Here is a 14,756-nt window from a genome sequence, read left to right as displayed (position 1 = left end):
CCGTGTCCGTCTCGTGCTGCGACGAGAACGGTACGGTCTGCGGATGCTCGCCCGCGCATGGGGTATCGCCCGCTCGCTGGTCATCTACCACGGTCAGCCCGCCAAGCACCGCCGCGCGGTGCGCCTCTACGGCGAGTTCCTCGGTCCGGGCGACCTCGCCTTCGACATCGGCGCCCACGTCGGTGGCCGGGTGCGCACGTGGCGGCGGCTGGGATCGCGCGTGGTGGCCGTCGAGCCGCAGCCGGACTGCCTGCGTGTGCTGCGCCTGCTCTTCGCGCGGGACCGCGAGGTCACGATCGAGCCCCGCGCGATCGGCGCCCAGGTGGGGCGGGCCCGGCTGGGGGTGTCGACCGCGACGCCGACCGTGTCGTCGATGTCGCAGGACTGGCGGGAGTCGGTGGCGGCCGACCGGAGCTTCGCGCGGGTGCGGTGGGACCGCTCCGTCGAGGTGGAGGTGACCACGCTCGACGAGCTGATCGCCGCACACGGCGTGCCGGCGTTCTGCAAGATCGACGTCGAGGGATTCGAAGCGGACGTGCTGGCCGGGCTCTCCCAGCCGCTGCCCGCGCTGTCGTTCGAGTACCTGCCGCCCACGCACGAGCGTGCCCTCGCCGTGCTGGAGCGGGTGCGCGAACTCGGCGACTACCGGTACAACTACTCGCCCGTCGAGACCATGCGGTTCGCTTCCGACGGCTGGCTCGAGGCCGCGGACCTGGTTCGCCTGCTCGAGCGCGTCCGCCCCCTCGGGCGCTCCGGCGACGTCTACGCGCGCCTCGCCGGTCAGCAGGTCCGGTAGCCGCGAACCTCGCCGATCTTGTGGGCCGCCGGTTCAGCCACCCGCCTCCGGGTGTTCCTCGCCCCAGACGAGCATGGCGTGCAGGATCCCGCTGAGGCTGTGCCCCTGCTCGGTCAGCTCGTAGACCACCCGCGGGGGCACCTCGGCGTACACCGTGCGCGCGCCGGTCCCGCCGCCTCTGCAGGTCGTGGCTGGGCCGCAGGCGCTCACCGGCGATGAGGCCGCGGCGGAACTTGCGCTCGCGCTGCGCCGGCCGGTGCGCTGGCGCACGGTCGAGCCGGCCGAGTACGAGCGGATGCTCGCGCCGCATCTCGGACCGGAGGCTGCCGCGGGCGTCGCCGCCGCGTACCTCCCGCCGCCGCCCGGGGCGGCGCAGGCCCCTCCGCCCGACCCGGCGGTCGTCCGCACCGGTACCACCACGCTGCGCGAGTGGGCCGCACGGCAGGTCTGATCACGAACCGTCCCCACCCTCCTCCATTCGGGGTATGGTTCTTCGCTCGCCCGAGTGGGACCTCAACGACGAGTGGAGCAGCCGGAGGATGGTGACGATCACGCCGGTCCAGACCGGAGCGGTCAGCGTGCTGACCGTCAGCGGGGAGATCGACATCGCTTCGGGTCCGCGGCTGCGCGCGGCGCTCGACGAGGTCATGGACGTCGCCGGCTCGACGGCGCCCACTGACGTGGTGCTCGATCTGACCGGCGTCAGCTTCCTCGGCTCGGCAGGCCTCGCCGTGCTCGTCGACGCCCACGAGCACGCCATGCAGCGGGGCATCGCCCTGAAGATCGTGATCGATGGTCCTGGCTCGCCGGTGGCCAGGGCGTTCCAGGCGGCCGCCATCCACGAGCACCTGGACGTGCAGTTCAGCACCTCGGAGTGAGCGGCAAAGGTCGTCGGCAGGGAGATCGGCGCCAGCTTGTGACGGAACTCGATCAGGAAGTCCCTCCACGACCGCCGGTCTGGAGCGCCACCGGAGGTCCTGCACAAGGCCGCCACCGGAGGCCCGCCGCCCGGCAGCAGCTAGGTCACCGGTTCGCTCCCAGCCGCGACGGGCCCGCCTCCTCGATGTCCATGTCCTTGGTCTCCGGAGCGGCCACGAACGCGATCAGGGAGATCACGCAGAGGCCCGCGATGTACGCCGCGACGACCCAGGGGGCACCGCCCGCCGCGGCCACCATCGCGGCCGCGATGAGCGGGGTGAACCCGGCAAGGGCGGCGCCGACCTCCCGTGAGGTGGCGAACCCGCTGTAGCGCACCCGCGCGCCGAAGAGCTCCGCGTAGAACGCGGGCTGCACCGCGATCACCGGGGCCCACCCGAGCGCGGTGGCGATCACGAGCGCGATCACGACCAGTACCGGCTGCTCGGTCTGGAGCAGCAGGAAGAACGGCCAGATGAAGACCGCCGTGAACACCATGGAGAACAGGTTGAGCGGCTTGCGGCCGATGCGGTCGGACAGCGCCCCGTACACCGGCTGCAGCGCGATCACGACCACCCCGAAGATGATCACGCCGGTCAGTACGACGGGACGGGAGATCCCGAGCGTGCTGGTGGCGTAGGAGACGGTGAACGTGGCGTAGAGGTAGGCGCATGCGGTGTCGGCGATGTGGGCGCCCACACCGATCAGCAGGTTCCGCGGGTAGCTGCGCAGCGTCTCCAGCACCGGCAGCTTGATCACCTGCTGCTCGGTGAGCATCCGCCGGAAGACCGGCGACTCCTCGACCCGCAGCCGCACGTACAGCGCCACCCCGATCATCAGGAAGCTCACCAGGAACGGCACCCGCCAGCCCCAGCTGTACAACTGCTCGTCGTCGAGCAGGCCGACCAGCAGGAACGACACGGTCGCGAGCACGAGGCCGACCTGCACGCCGGTCTGGGCGTAGGAGCAGTAGTAGCCGCGGCGGTGCGCCGGTGCGTGCTCGGCGAGCAGGGTGGACGCGCCGCCGAACTCGGCCCCTGCGCCCAGCCCCTGCAGCACCCGCAGGAGCACGAGCAGCACCGGCGCCCATACGCCGATCGTCTCGTAGGTCGGCAGCAACCCGATGACGCCGGTCGAGAGCCCCATGACCAGCGTGGTGATGATGAGCGTTGCCCGGCGCCCGATGCGGTCGCCGATGTGCCCGAAGAGGATCCCGCCGAGCGGCCGGAACACGAACCCGACGCCGAACGTGGCGAACGCGGTGATCGTGCCGATGGCGGGGTCGCTCTGGGGGAAGAACAGCACGTTGAAGACGAGCGCCGCCGCGGTGCCGTAGATGAAGAAGTCGTACCACTCCAGCGCGGTGCCGACGAGCGCGCCGAAGACGACTCTCCGCAGCCCACGCGGCTCGGTCGTCCCCTCGTTCGCCGCTGCCTTCCCGGTGGGTCGAGTGGTCATGCCAGCTCCCCGATGAGCTCAAATTCCGCGTAGCGGAACGACATTTCCGAAGTCGAACCGGACGATACGCCCAGACGAGGCGGCTCGCGAGCCGGGAGGGCGCATGCGCCGGTTGCCGTGGATCCGGCCGCCACCTGGTCGAGGTGGCGCAGTCCTGCTGCTCCAGAGAGAGCAGGAGGGTGGAGCGACCTGATCTTGCCTTCGGCGCTGCCGTATGTTGTCACCGGTTTGCGGCTGGCCATCGGACGCGCGTTGATCGGCGTGATCGTCGCGGAGGTCTACACGGCCATCGCAGGCCTCCGCAATCTGATCGTCACCAACGCCAACAGCTTCCGCACCGACCGCACCTTCGTCCCGATCCTGCTGATCTCGCTGCTCGGCACCACACCGGCAGCACTTGCTCGAATGGGCCGAGCGCACAAGTCGTGCGGTGGGCAGCAAAGGACTGATCCATGCGACGACCCGCAAGACGTCTTCGTACCGCGCTCGCCGCCCTCGCCGTGGCGGGCACGCTCGCCGGATGCGGGGCATTCGGCGACGCCCCGTCCCAGAGCGGCGGCGAGCCGCGGCCCGAGGGGCAGGCGATCCGGGTGGGCCTCCCGACCGGGGTCACCAGCTTCGCCAACGCCGACCTCGCCGTGGCGATCGAGAAGGGTTTCCTCTCCGAGGTCGGCCTGACCGTCGAGGCGCAGAACCTGCGCTCGGGCGTTTCGGTCGTGCAGGGTGTGGTCGGCGGCGCGCTGGAGATCGGCGCCGCCAGCATCGAGCCGGTGGTGAACGCATCGGCGGGCGGCGGGGACGTCGCCGTCATCGGCGCCTACACCGACAAGCTGACGGTCTCCGCGGTCGCCCCCGCCGACGTGGCGACCGCGGCCGACCTGCGCGGCCGCCAGGTGGGCGTGCAGGAGGTCGGCGCCTTCCGCGAGGTGATGACCCGCCTCGTCCTGCAGTCGGCCGGCCTCACGCCGAACGACGTCCAGTACATCCCGGTCGACGCGCAGTCCTACAACTCCGCCCTGGTGGACGGCCGGATCCAGAACGCGATCCTGCAGACCGAGCAGGCCATCGCGGTGCAGCGCGACAACCCGGGCATGCACACGATCGCCGAGCTGGACTCGATCGTGCCCGAGTACCACTACGGCACCTACTTCGTGTCGCGCGCGTGGCTCGAGGCCAATCGGGACGTCGCGGTCCGGTTCATGACGGCACTGACCCGCGCCCACCGGTTCATGTACGAGAACAAGGACGAGACGGTCCGGATCGTCGCCGCGACCACCCAGTTCGACGAGCAGGTCATCTCGCAGGCCTACGACACCCTGCTCACCCAGAAGGCCGTGTTCCCGGTCAACACCGGGCTCGACAAGGCCCGCATCAAGGCGACGATGCGCCGGATGGGCGAGCTCGGGATCCTCGAGAACGAACCCCCCGTCTACGAGCAGCTCGTCGATGCCGGCCCCGTCATCGACGCCGTCGACTCGTTGGGCGTGCAGGCCGGCGACGCGCGCTGGCGCTGACTCCCGGGCGACCCCGATGGGGAAGGCACGGTTGATGGCAGACGAGGTTGGCGAGGGGGACCACGTCGTCGCGCCCCCCGACGACGCGGTCCTCCTCGCAGGGGTCCGCTGATGGGCCCGTTCGTCGCGGTGCTCGCCACCCTGGACACCAAGGCGGGCGAGGCGTTCTACCTCCGCGACGTGCTCGCCGAGCTCGGGATCCCCACCCGGCTCGTCGACGTCGGGCTACGGCCCACCGAGCTCACCGACCCGGATCGCGACATCCCCGCCGAGGCCGTCGCGCACGCCGCCGGGGCGTCACTCGCGGACCTGCGCGAGGGCACCCGGCGGGATCGGGCGATGACCGAGATGGCCGCAGGCGCGGGTCTCCTGCTGCGCATCTGGCACGGCGCAGGGCAGCTCGCGGGCGCGCTCGCGATCGGGGGCAGCCAGGGCACCGCTGTGGCGGCCGCGGCGATGCGGTCGCTGCCGTACGGGGTGCCGAAGGTGATCGTGTCCACGGTCGCCTCCGGAGACGTCCGCGGCTACGTCGGTGACAGCGACGTCACGATGATGTTCTCGGTCGCCGACCTGCTCGGCGGTCCCAACGCGGTCACCGCCCCCGTCCTGCGCGGGGCGGCGGCCGCGGTCGCCGGGATGGTCGCGGCGGGCAGGCCGGCACCGCTCGACGGTGCCCGCCCGCTCGTCGCGACCACGGCGTTCGGCAACACCCACGCCGCGGTCACCACCGCGACCGACCGGTTGCGGGCGGCCGGCGTCGACACGGTCGCGTTCCACGCCTCCGGCGCATGCGGGTCGGCCATGGAGCGGCTGGTCGCCGAGGGCATGTTCGCGGGCGTGCTCGACCTCACCACGCACGAACTGCTGGGTGAGATCGAGCCCGCCGACATCTACGCGCCCGTCCGTCCCGGCAGGCTCACCGCCGCGGGGGAGCGGGGCATCCCGCAGGTGCTGGTGCCCGGCGGGTGCGAGTACTTCTGCTTCGGCGCCGCCGACACGATTCCGGCGCACCTGCGCGGCCGGCCCGTGCACCACCACAACTCGCAGAACACGAACGTCCGGGCCGGGGCGGCGGAGCTGGACCGGTTCGGTGCCCTCTTCGCGCAACGCGCGAACGCCGCCACCGGACCGACCGCCGTCCTCGTTCCGCTGAAGGGCTGGTCCGAGGTCGGCTCGCCCGGCGGCATCCTGCATGATCCTGAGGCGAACGCCGCGTTCGTCGCCCGGCTGCGGGCAGATCTCGCCCCGCACGTCGAGTACGGCGAGCTGGACCTGTCGATCAACGACCCGCGGCTCGCGGTGGAGGCCGCCGACGCCCTTCTGCGGCACCTGCCGACCCGCGCGACCGCCACAGCGATACCGATCCGAGGAGTGACATGACCGCCGACGTCCAGACAGCACCCACCGCCACGCGCCCGATCCCGGACAGCATGCGTGCCGCCGTGCTTTTCGGCCCCGGCGACATCCGCGTGATCGACCGCCCGGTGCCCCGGCCCGGCCCGCACCAGGTGCTCGTCGAGGTCGCGATGTGCGGCACCTGCGGCACCGACCTGAAGATCTTCGACGGCCACTTCCCGCAGACCCCGCCGTTCGGCGAGTTCACCCCCGGCCACGAGTGGGCCGGCACGGTGGTGGCGCTCGGCGAGTCCGTCGACGAGTTCGCCGTCGGCGACCGCGTGGCCATCGAGGTGCACGCCGGCTGCGGGCGCTGCGACAACTGCATCATCGGCAAGTACACCGCCTGCCTGAACTACGCCAAGCCGGGCAAGGGGCAGCGGGCCAGCGGCATCACCGTCGACGGCGGGTTCGCCCAGTACGCCGTGCACGACGTCAAGGCGCTCTACAAGATGCCGGAGAACATCTCGTTCGCCGACGCCGTCCTCGTGACGACCGCGGGCACCGGCCTCTACGGCATCGACGTGGCAGGCGGGTACATGGCCGGCCAGGACGTCGTGGTGGTCGGGCCCGGACCGATCGGGCTGATGACCGTGCAGCTGTGCCGCCAGCTCGCGGCCCGCAGCGTGACGCTGGTCGGCACGCGCGAGTCCCGGCTCGAGCTCGGGGCGCGGCTGGGTGCCACCGAGATCATCAACGCCCGGGAGACCGACCCGGTCGCCCGCGTGCGGGAGCTGACCGGCGGCGACGGTGCCGACTGGGTGATCGAGACCTCCGGCGGTCCCGGCGTGCCCGACCAGTGCATCGGGATGACCAAGCGCGCCGGGAAGATCGTGTTCGTCGCCTTCTACCCCGGCCCGGTGACGCTCGACCTGTCGGCGGCCGTGCGGAGCGACATCTCGATGTACACCTCGCGCGGCGAGGGTGGCAACAACGTCAAGCGCGCGATGGCGATGGCCGCGAGTGGCGGACTGCGCGGCGAGGAGCTCGTCAGCCACCGGTTCCCGCTCGAGGACATCGCCGAGGCGTTCCGCGTGGTGCGTGAGCGCGAGGGTGACCCGATGAAGGTCGTGCTGGTTCCCTGAGGACGATGGGTCGATGCCGAGAAGCAAGGCTGCTGTCAGCATCCGGGACGTGGCCGCGGCGGCGGGTGTATCCGTTGCCACGGTGTCCCGCGTGCTCAGCCCGGCCTCGGCCGCCGTCCCGATGCGCAAGGAGACCCGGGACAGGGTCGAGCGCGCGATCGACCAGCTCGGCTACCGGCCCAATGATCTCGCGCGCGCCCTGCTGCAGCAGCGCTCGTCCGCGATCGGCCTCGTCGTCCCGGACATCTCCAACTCCTACTACCCGCCGCTCGTTCGGGGCGTGGAGGACGCGGCGTCGAGCCACGGCTACCGCGTGGTGCTCTGCAACACCGACCGGGACCCCGCCAAGATCTCCGGCTACCTCGACACCCTGATCAAGTCCCGCGTCGACGGGATCGTGGTGGCCGGTGGCGGCTGGGCCGACGCGCCCGACCGCACCGCGGTGCTCGGCACGTACCGCACGGGCTTGGTGGCCGTCGGCCGGCACCTCACCGCTCACCCGTCGGTGCGCGTCGACAACGTGGCGGCGAGCCGGGAGGCCGCCGAGCACCTCATCGGGATCGGGCACCGCCGGGTCGCGTTCCTCGGCGGGCCGGCCTCGTCCACTACCGTGCAGGACCGTGCCCAGGGCTACCGGGATGCGCTGAAGGTCGCAGGCCTCGGCGCGCCGGTCGTGCGGTACGGCGACTTCACCGAGGAGAGCGGCTACGCAGCCACGCGGGAGATCCTCGCCGCCGTGCCGCCGCCCACCGCCCTGCTGTGCGCGAACGACCGGATCGCGCTCGGCGCCTACGCCGCGACCGCCGACGCCGGGCGCCGCGTGCCGGAGGACGTCTCCGTGGTCGGGTTCGACGACACGCCGATCGCGCGGTACGTCCGGCCCACCCTCACGACGGTCGCGATCCCGACCTACGAGATGGGGCGGGCGGCCATGCGCCTGCTGCTCGCCCAGCTGGAGGGGACCACGTCGTCCCGGCTGGAGACCATGCCAACGAGGTTGATGGTCCGGGACAGCACCGCGCCACCGGCGGGCCCGCTGATCTCGTCGCCGACACCCCCCAGGGCGTTCAGCCGTCGGGGTACGACGACGTGTTGATGCCGGTTCACGCCGTGGGCCTCGTCGCGGTGGGTCTGTGGATGCTCGACAACTGCGACGTGGAGGTGTGCGCGACGACGGCTGCCGAGCTCGGCCAGTGGGACTTCCACCTCGCGGTTGCGCCAGTCCGCTTCGCCGGTACGTCCGGCAGCCCGGTCGACCCGATCGCCACATTCTGACCTCGGTTCACAAGGGGGCTCTCCCCATGTCGATGCCGCCGATCACTTGGGCAGAACTGCCCCCCGCCGCACGCGCAGCCGTCACATGGCAGCCAGCCCCACGACGAGTTTCACGGGGTGCAGGCAGCCCGTTCCATTGGCCATGCGCTGCCCTGCGGCCATGCCTTCGAGTTCGTGGAGTGCGCGGCTGCCGGCGAAGGGGTCGGTCATCGTCAGCAGCACGCCGACGGTCGCCGGCTCCCCGTTCGGGTCGCACTTGTCCGCCGCGGACCGGTTCTGCTCGTCGATGACGCGCATCACCGCGCCGAAGGCGGGAAGCCCGAAGTCGTATGCTCCCTCGCTGATCCCGACACAGTCGTCGCCGGACTTCCAGATATCGGCTGAAGGTACGCCGTAGTGGCACTGGATCATCGGGATCACTCGTGGCACGTCGTCGCCGCTCGGATGAGCGTTGGTAGCTTGCCCCCTGGCGCGCGCCAGGAACACCGGCTGGTCCAAGTGTTGACGGAGCGCTCGCGAATGGATCAGTAGCCCGGCTGTTTCGCGGTGCGCTTCTGGGCGGCCTTCGGCGGTTCCGGACGATCGCGCGACGCCCGTCTGTCTCATGTCACGGATATGCTGACCTGCGTGAAAGCGCGTTCGCTCGTGTTCGACCTGTTCGGCGACTACCTGCGCTACCGGGGCGGCGAGGTCCGGCTGCGAGCGCTCGTGGCGCTCATGGCCTGCTTCGACGTCCCGGAGCCCACGGTGCGGGTGGTGGCCGCTCGGCTGCGCAAGGAGGGCTGGCTCGACAGTCGCCGCGACGGGCGCGAGACCGTCTACGTGCTCACCGGCACGGCGTGGCGGCTGCTCGACGAAGGCCGGTCCCGGATCTTCGACCGTGCCACCGGGCCGTGGGACGGGCAGTGGCACACCGTGATCTACCAGGTTCCCGAGACCGAGCGGGCGCTGCGCGAGGGGCTGCGCAAGCAGCTGGCGTGGCTGGGGTTCGGGCCACTTGCCCCGTCGGTCTGGATCAGCCCGCACGATCGCACACCCGAGGTGCGCAGCCACATCGCCGAGCACGCCTCGGTGCGGCTGGACGTGCTCCGGTCCCGGTCGGACGGGCCGGCCGCCGACCGCGACATGGCGAGCCGCGCGTGGGACCTCGCCGGGCTCGACCGCGACTACGCGGTCCTGCTGGCGGAGTACCGGCCCCGCCTCGCCGCCTACCGCCACGGGCTCGCGGGGCGGGAGGCCCTCGTGGCGCGGATGCGGCTGGTGCACGACTACCGGCGCTTCCCCTTCCGCGACCCCGACCTACCGCCGGAACTGCTGCCGGAGGGCTGGTCGGGCCGGGCGGCCCACGAGGTGTTCCTCGAGGCCCACGGGCTGCTGCGCGCGCCCGCCGAGGCGTACGTGGACGGGGTGCTCGGGGAGCTCGCGCAGGCCTCCTGAACTGCTGAGCGTTACGGAATCTGGACGACCGTCGGGCACTCGACCAGCAACAGCCTCGACGGCGCGGCGCCTGGGAGCTCCAGGTGCTCGGCATCGGGTGCGCCAGCCAGCAACGCGTGTACGTCCTCGTCCTCTGGGGCATGTAGTTCGAGCGCGTGTCCTGTCCGGACGGAAACGGCCTGCGACCGCGGCTGGGAGGCGACCATGAATCCTGACCTGCTCCGCAACTTCCTCAGCAAGCATCAGTTCGGCCGGCGCGACACGATCCGGATGGCCGGTGCTGCGGGCGCCGTCGGTGTCGCGGCGATCGCCGGGGTCGGGCTGGATTCGGCGACCGCGATCGGGGCCTCCCGAGATGCCCCACCGACTGACTTCGACGACACGCCGTTCGACTACAGCGACCCGGCGAACCTGGGGGACTGGGCACCGAGCCGGTATGGCCCCGACGACCAGCGGGGTGCGTTCAACGAGGTGACCCCGGAGAAGACGGCGGCGGCGCTGGCGGTGCTGGGCGCTCGCCCCGAGGTTCGGACGTACAACCTGGGGGAGCTGATGTGGAACGGTTTCCCGGCGTTCAAGACCGATCCCCGCCGAACCTACGAGCAGCGGCTCACGATCAGCGGGTATCAGCCTCCGCCGGGGTATCAGGACGGCGGCGGGATAGTGATGAGCACCGAACCGCTGGCTGCCAACAAGCTCAGCTATCACGAGGAGCGGTTCGTGGCCGAGCTGTCTCCGAAGCACCCGGTGCCGTTGGCGACCACGTACCAGATCGCGAGTCAGCTGGACAATCTCAACCACATCGGCGCGGCCGAGTTCTATTACAACGGCTTGCGTGGGCCCGACATCGCCGAGGGCCATGGAACCAGCAGACTCGGTAACGAGCACATGGGTCCGGTCGTGACCCGCGGCGTGCTCCTGGACGTGCTCGGCGTCAAGCTCGCGAACGGCCCGGCGGGCGACCTCGCCGAACCCGCGACCAACGGCAAGCCGCTGCTGCGCGAGACCTACCGGATCACCGTCGAGGATCTCACCGCGGCCATGGAACTCGGCGGGATAGGCGCGATCGAGCGGGGCGACGTCGTGCTGTTGCGCACGGGCTGGAACCAGCTACTGGCTCGACGTGACCCCGCGGACATCGCGCGCTGGGAGGCGGCGAACGGGATGCCGGGCATCTACCTGCGCGAGGCCCGCTGGCTGGCCCAGTTCCGGCCAGCCATCATCGGGAGCGACACGTGGGCGCTCGAGGTGCTCGGCAGCCCGGTGAACAATGACGGAACGGCCTTTCCGGTGCACCAGGAACTGCTCATGCGCAACGGGATTCGTATCGGCGAGTCCTATGTGACCGATGGCCCCGGAAATGATCGGGTGTACGAGTTCGTCTTCGCCGTGACCCCGCAGTACGCCGAAGGCGCAACGTGCGGCAACACGCCGCCGTTGGCTCTTGGCTAGCTGACCGAAATACGCCGGTGAACGGGAGCACCGCGGCAGAACGGAGCGCGTGCCGGCAGGGGCGTCCGGGCACCTCGGTGAAGCGGTCGCGGGGCGCGGGGTGGTGTCCGTCCCTCACCGCGGCACTTCCACTCCGGTTCGACGATGACCGACGGGCCGTGGGCGCTGCTGGAGCCGCTGCTCCCGTCGGCGGGGAGCGTCGGCGTGCGCGGGCAGGCCCGTGAGGTGGGACCGCGCCTCCTTGGAGGACCGTGACGCCACTGCTCCTGTCGGGGGTGGCTGCGATCGTGATCCTTGCGACCGCGATCACATCCTGCTAGACTCGAACATATGTTCGATACCGGCTGTGGGTCCGCGGCGATCGCCGACGACCCCGCTACCCCGGTCGACACCGAGCTGGAGGACGCCTTCGCCTGGGCGGCGATCGAACGCGAACTGCGCCAGGGCGGGGACGACCAAACCTTCGGCAACACCAGCCCCTCCGGGTTCTTCGCCCTGGAAATCGACACCGACACCCAGTGCGAGGACGGGCTGAGCGACGCGCAGCTGATCGACGCGATGGTCGGATTCGAACGCCTCACCGCCTGGGCCCAAGCCCGCCAGGCCCGGCTGCTGGCCGAGTTCGCCCGCCGCCGCCCCGGCGACGACCCCACCATGGTCGCCACCGACAAACCCTGCACGATGAGCCGGTTCGCCCCCGACGAGGTCGGACTCGCCCTGAAACTCGCCCGCGGGACCGCCAAGGCCCGCATCGGCCGGGCACAGCAGTTGGAGCAGGTGCTGCCGGAAACCCTCGCGTTGTGGCAGCAGGGCTGCCTGGACGAACGCCGGGTCGGCGCGATCTGCGACGCCACCCACTACCTGTCCGCCGACAAGGCTCGGGCGGTGCAACGCCGCGTGCTCGATCGCGCCCCCGACCAGACGGTGGGCCAGCTGAAGGCCGCCCTGAAACGGGCCGTCATCCGCATCGACCCCGAAGGCGCCGCCGAACGGCACAAGGCCGCCCGCCGCGACCGCCGCGTCTCCCTCGGCGAGGAACACGACGGCATGGCCACACTGTGGGCGCTGCTGTCCGCACCCGACGCCCACGCCAGCTACCAGTGGCTCACCCGCCTCGCCCACGGCTACGGCAAGGACGACTCCCGCGGCATCGACGCCCGCCGCGCCGACCTGATGGTCGCCCTGCTCACCGGCCGCCTCACCTGGGCCGCCCCCGACAGCAACCACGACAGTGAGGCGGACACTGTCACCGACTTCGACACTGTCACCGACTTCGACACTGTCACCGACTTCGACACTGTCACCGACTTCGACACTGTCACCGACTTCGACACTGTCACCGACTTCGACACTGTCACCGACTTCGACACTGTCACCGACTTCGAAGCCGAGGCCGACACCGACAGTTCCGACGCCAACGCAGCCGACGCGAACGCAGCCGGTGCCGATGCCGGCCAGGGCGGCGGCAGCGGAAGCAGCACAGCCGGCAGCGCCGCGAACCGGTCCGACGATGGCGGCGCCGGAGGGCACGCACCGCCGGGCGGCGGGGGCGGGTCACCGCCGCGGCCAATGAACCCGGGCAAGCCCCTCGTGCAGGTCCTGATGCCGTTCTCCACCCTGATCGGCAAAGACGACCAGCCCTGCGAGTTGGTCGGATACGGCGCCATCCCGGCCGACCTGACCAGGGAGATCGCGGCCGACGCCACCCTCAAACGCCTCGTCTACGACAAGCTGTCCGGCACACTGCTCGACTACGGCCGCACCACCTACCGGCCCCCGGCCGGGCTGGCCGACTTCGTGCGCGCCCGGGACGTGTACTGCCGCAGTCCCATCTGCCGCCGTCGCGCACTGGACGGCCACCTCGATCACATCGAGCCCTACCCGGACGGACCGACCAACGACAAGAACCTGCACGGCTGCTGCGGACACGAGCACCAGATGAAACACGCCCCCGGGTGGGCGGTGCGGGCGCTGCCGGACGGCCGGATCCAGTGGATCACGCCGACCGGGCACCGGTATCACAGCGACCCCTACGACTACCGCCCCGACGATGAGCTGCCGCCCGACAAGGCCCCGAAACGTGACCTTCCCAAGGACCTCGCCGACCGGCTCGAGCGGATCGAGCGCGCCCGCCGCTCCACCGACCTCTGGAACGGCGAGGCCGCCCCACTCGACGACGAGGACGAACCCCCGCCTTTCTGATTTCGCCCTGTGTCCGACTTCGCCCTGTGTCCGATCATGACGGCGGGGAGCATCACCGCGCGCCAGTTCGTCGGCGCCACCGCGCTGGGTGTCGAGGTCGCGCCGGTGGCGTCGTAGGCTTGGGCGGATGGATCTCCTCGCCGTCGACGGAGTCCACGCCGCGGTACCCAGAGCCGGGTCGCCTGTCGTCCTGAGCCACGAAGGTCTGCTCCACAGCGAGTCGTGGGATGCGCAGGTGGCGGCGAACCCGCAGAACCTGCGCCCGCCGGTGGAGCTGGACCGCCCCCCGGACGCACCCGCCCTGCCGCGACTCGGCGAGATCGCGGTGCTGACGCTGATCGTCGTCGGCGAGCATGACATCCCCGACGTGCACGCCCACAGCGGCGCGCTCGACGCCGGCGCCACCCGGGTCGTCGTGCCCGGCAGCGGGCACCTGCCGCATCTCGAAGCGCCCGAGGCGTTCACCCGGCTCGTGCGCGAGTTCCTCACGGAGGGTTGATTGGATCCGAAGGCAGATCTCCACCGTTACCTGCAGGCTGCCCGCAACGCGATGCTGTGGAAGCTCGACGGACTCGGCGAGCGCGACATCCGCAGACCGCTGACCCCGACCGGTACCAACCTGCTCGGGCTGGTCAAGCACCTCGCAGGCGTCGAGCTCGGGTACTTCAGCGCCGTGTTCGACCGGCCCTTCGACGTGCCCGGACCGTGGTTCGGGATGGACGCCGAACCCAACGCGGACATGTATGCGACGGCCGACGAGTCGCGCGAGGACATCGTCGGCCTCTACCGCGGGACGTGGGCGTTGTCGGACGCCACGATCGAGGCCTTGCCGCTGGACGCGACCGGACACGTGCCCTGGTGGACCGAGCCTCGCATCACCCTGCACCGGGTCCTCGTGCACGTGATCGCCGAGACCCACCGCCACGCCGGGCACGCCGACATCGTGCGGGAGCTGATCGACGGTGCGGTCGGCATGCGGCGGACAGGCGACAACATGGCCGAGGGCGACGCGGCCTGGTGGGCGAGGTACCGCGACCGGCTCGAGATGCTTGCCGACGCGGCCGGGAACTGAGTCAGGTTCGCGTTCCCGGTCACGAAGGTGACCAGCACGGTCGCCGCCCACAATCCGAGGCCGGCGGCGAAGATCCGCCGCCAGCTCGGCCCGGTCCGCGCAGCCGGAACGGGGAGGACGAGGAACGAGGGTCGGCTCCGGCGCAGCTCATGAGA

The 14,756-nt window shown here is 71.1% G+C and carries 16 protein-coding genes and 1 pseudogene; 14 read left to right on the top strand and 3 right to left on the bottom strand.

Annotated features, from left to right (window positions below; all coding sequences use genetic code 11):
• The first annotated feature begins 43 nt into the window (after positions 1-43).
• Positions 44-796 carry an FkbM family methyltransferase gene (locus K1T35_RS29805; RefSeq protein ID WP_220255118.1) on the top strand — a complete coding sequence of 251 codons (753 nt, stop codon included), beginning with the start codon at positions 44-46 and terminating at the stop codon, positions 794-796.
• Positions 797-829: 33 nt separating this feature from the next.
• Here K1T35_RS29805 and K1T35_RS29800 read toward each other — a convergent pair whose 3' ends face one another.
• A complete protein-coding gene (locus K1T35_RS29800) occupies positions 830-949 on the bottom strand; it encodes a helix-turn-helix domain-containing protein (RefSeq protein ID WP_255620888.1) in 120 nt (39 codons plus the stop codon).
• A gap of 34 nt (positions 950-983) precedes the next feature.
• Here K1T35_RS29800 and K1T35_RS29795 point away from each other — a divergent pair, with 34 nt between their 5' ends.
• Positions 984-1,247 carry a hypothetical protein gene (locus K1T35_RS29795; protein ID WP_220255116.1) on the top strand — a complete coding sequence of 88 codons (264 nt, stop codon included), beginning with the start codon at positions 984-986 and terminating at the stop codon, positions 1,245-1,247.
• Between the two features lie 34 nt (positions 1,248-1,281).
• Positions 1,282-1,674 (top strand): STAS domain-containing protein, encoded by a 393-nt coding sequence (locus tag K1T35_RS29790; protein WP_220255115.1) that lies wholly within the window; start codon positions 1,282-1,284, stop codon positions 1,672-1,674.
• A 145-nt stretch (positions 1,675-1,819) separates the two neighbouring features.
• On the opposite strand, the gene K1T35_RS29785 is transcribed toward K1T35_RS29790, so the two are convergent.
• Positions 1,820-3,169 (bottom strand): MFS transporter, encoded by a 1,350-nt coding sequence (locus K1T35_RS29785; RefSeq protein ID WP_220255114.1) that lies wholly within the window; start codon positions 3,167-3,169, stop codon positions 1,820-1,822.
• Positions 3,170-3,286: 117 nt separating this feature from the next.
• Here K1T35_RS29785 and K1T35_RS49835 point away from each other — a divergent pair.
• The 6 genes and pseudogenes from K1T35_RS49835 to K1T35_RS29755 all read left to right on the top strand — a co-directional run.
• Positions 3,287-3,550: pseudogene (locus tag K1T35_RS49835) on the top strand (ABC transporter permease subunit); the annotation flags it as partial.
• Positions 3,551-3,621: 71 nt separating this feature from the next.
• A complete protein-coding gene (locus K1T35_RS29775) occupies positions 3,622-4,683 on the top strand; it encodes an ABC transporter substrate-binding protein (protein ID WP_255620886.1) in 1,062 nt (353 codons plus the stop codon).
• A 111-nt stretch (positions 4,684-4,794) separates the two neighbouring features.
• Positions 4,795-6,063 carry a Tm-1-like ATP-binding domain-containing protein gene (locus K1T35_RS29770; protein ID WP_220255111.1) on the top strand — a complete coding sequence of 423 codons (1,269 nt, stop codon included), beginning with the start codon at positions 4,795-4,797 and terminating at the stop codon, positions 6,061-6,063.
• A complete protein-coding gene (locus tag K1T35_RS29765) occupies positions 6,060-7,163 on the top strand; it encodes a zinc-binding dehydrogenase (protein WP_220255110.1) in 1,104 nt (367 codons plus the stop codon). Before K1T35_RS29770 ends, K1T35_RS29765 begins: the two co-directional genes overlap by 4 nt.
• A gap of 13 nt (positions 7,164-7,176) precedes the next feature.
• Entirely contained in the window at positions 7,177-8,259 is a 1,083-nt protein-coding gene (locus K1T35_RS29760; RefSeq protein ID WP_220255109.1) for a LacI family DNA-binding transcriptional regulator, read from the top strand.
• Entirely contained in the window at positions 8,259-8,438 is a 180-nt protein-coding gene (locus tag K1T35_RS29755; RefSeq protein ID WP_255620885.1) for a hypothetical protein, read from the top strand. The genes K1T35_RS29760 and K1T35_RS29755 overlap by 1 nt, the downstream gene beginning before the upstream one ends.
• A gap of 81 nt (positions 8,439-8,519) precedes the next feature.
• On the opposite strand, the gene K1T35_RS29750 is transcribed toward K1T35_RS29755, so the two are convergent.
• Entirely contained in the window at positions 8,520-8,858 is a 339-nt protein-coding gene (locus tag K1T35_RS29750) for a hypothetical protein (protein ID WP_255620883.1), read from the bottom strand.
• Positions 8,859-9,065: 207 nt separating this feature from the next.
• Between K1T35_RS29750 and K1T35_RS29745 the strand changes: the two genes are divergently transcribed.
• The 5 genes from K1T35_RS29745 to K1T35_RS29725 all read left to right on the top strand — a co-directional run bounded on the left by K1T35_RS29745 (position 9,066) and on the right by K1T35_RS29725 (position 14,601).
• On the top strand, positions 9,066-9,875 hold the full coding sequence (locus K1T35_RS29745; RefSeq protein WP_220255108.1) for a PaaX family transcriptional regulator C-terminal domain-containing protein: 810 nt from the start codon (positions 9,066-9,068) through the stop codon (positions 9,873-9,875).
• 471 nt (positions 9,876-10,346) lie between these two features.
• Positions 10,347-11,327, top strand: a complete 981-nt coding sequence (locus K1T35_RS29740) for a cyclase family protein (RefSeq protein WP_255620882.1) — start codon at positions 10,347-10,349, stop codon at positions 11,325-11,327.
• Positions 11,328-11,621: 294 nt separating this feature from the next.
• The gene (locus K1T35_RS29735) at positions 11,622-13,529 is read left to right on the top strand and encodes an HNH endonuclease signature motif containing protein (RefSeq protein ID WP_220255106.1); all 1,908 of its coding nucleotides are present in this window, start codon (positions 11,622-11,624) and stop codon (positions 13,527-13,529) included.
• Between the two features lie 127 nt (positions 13,530-13,656).
• Positions 13,657-14,028 carry an alpha/beta fold hydrolase gene (locus K1T35_RS29730; protein ID WP_255620881.1) on the top strand — a complete coding sequence of 124 codons (372 nt, stop codon included), beginning with the start codon at positions 13,657-13,659 and terminating at the stop codon, positions 14,026-14,028.
• Positions 14,029-14,601: a DinB family protein gene (locus K1T35_RS29725; protein ID WP_220255104.1), complete on the top strand. Its 573-nt coding sequence runs from the start codon at positions 14,029-14,031 to the stop codon at positions 14,599-14,601.
• The last annotated feature ends 155 nt before the right edge of the window (positions 14,602-14,756 follow it).

It is taken from the genome of Pseudonocardia sp. DSM 110487 (assembly GCF_019468565.1).
Lineage (GTDB): Bacteria > Actinomycetota > Actinomycetes > Mycobacteriales > Pseudonocardiaceae > Pseudonocardia.
The sequence above is the reverse complement of the archived record's forward strand: the minus strand, read 5'-3'. Positions and strand labels throughout refer to the sequence as shown.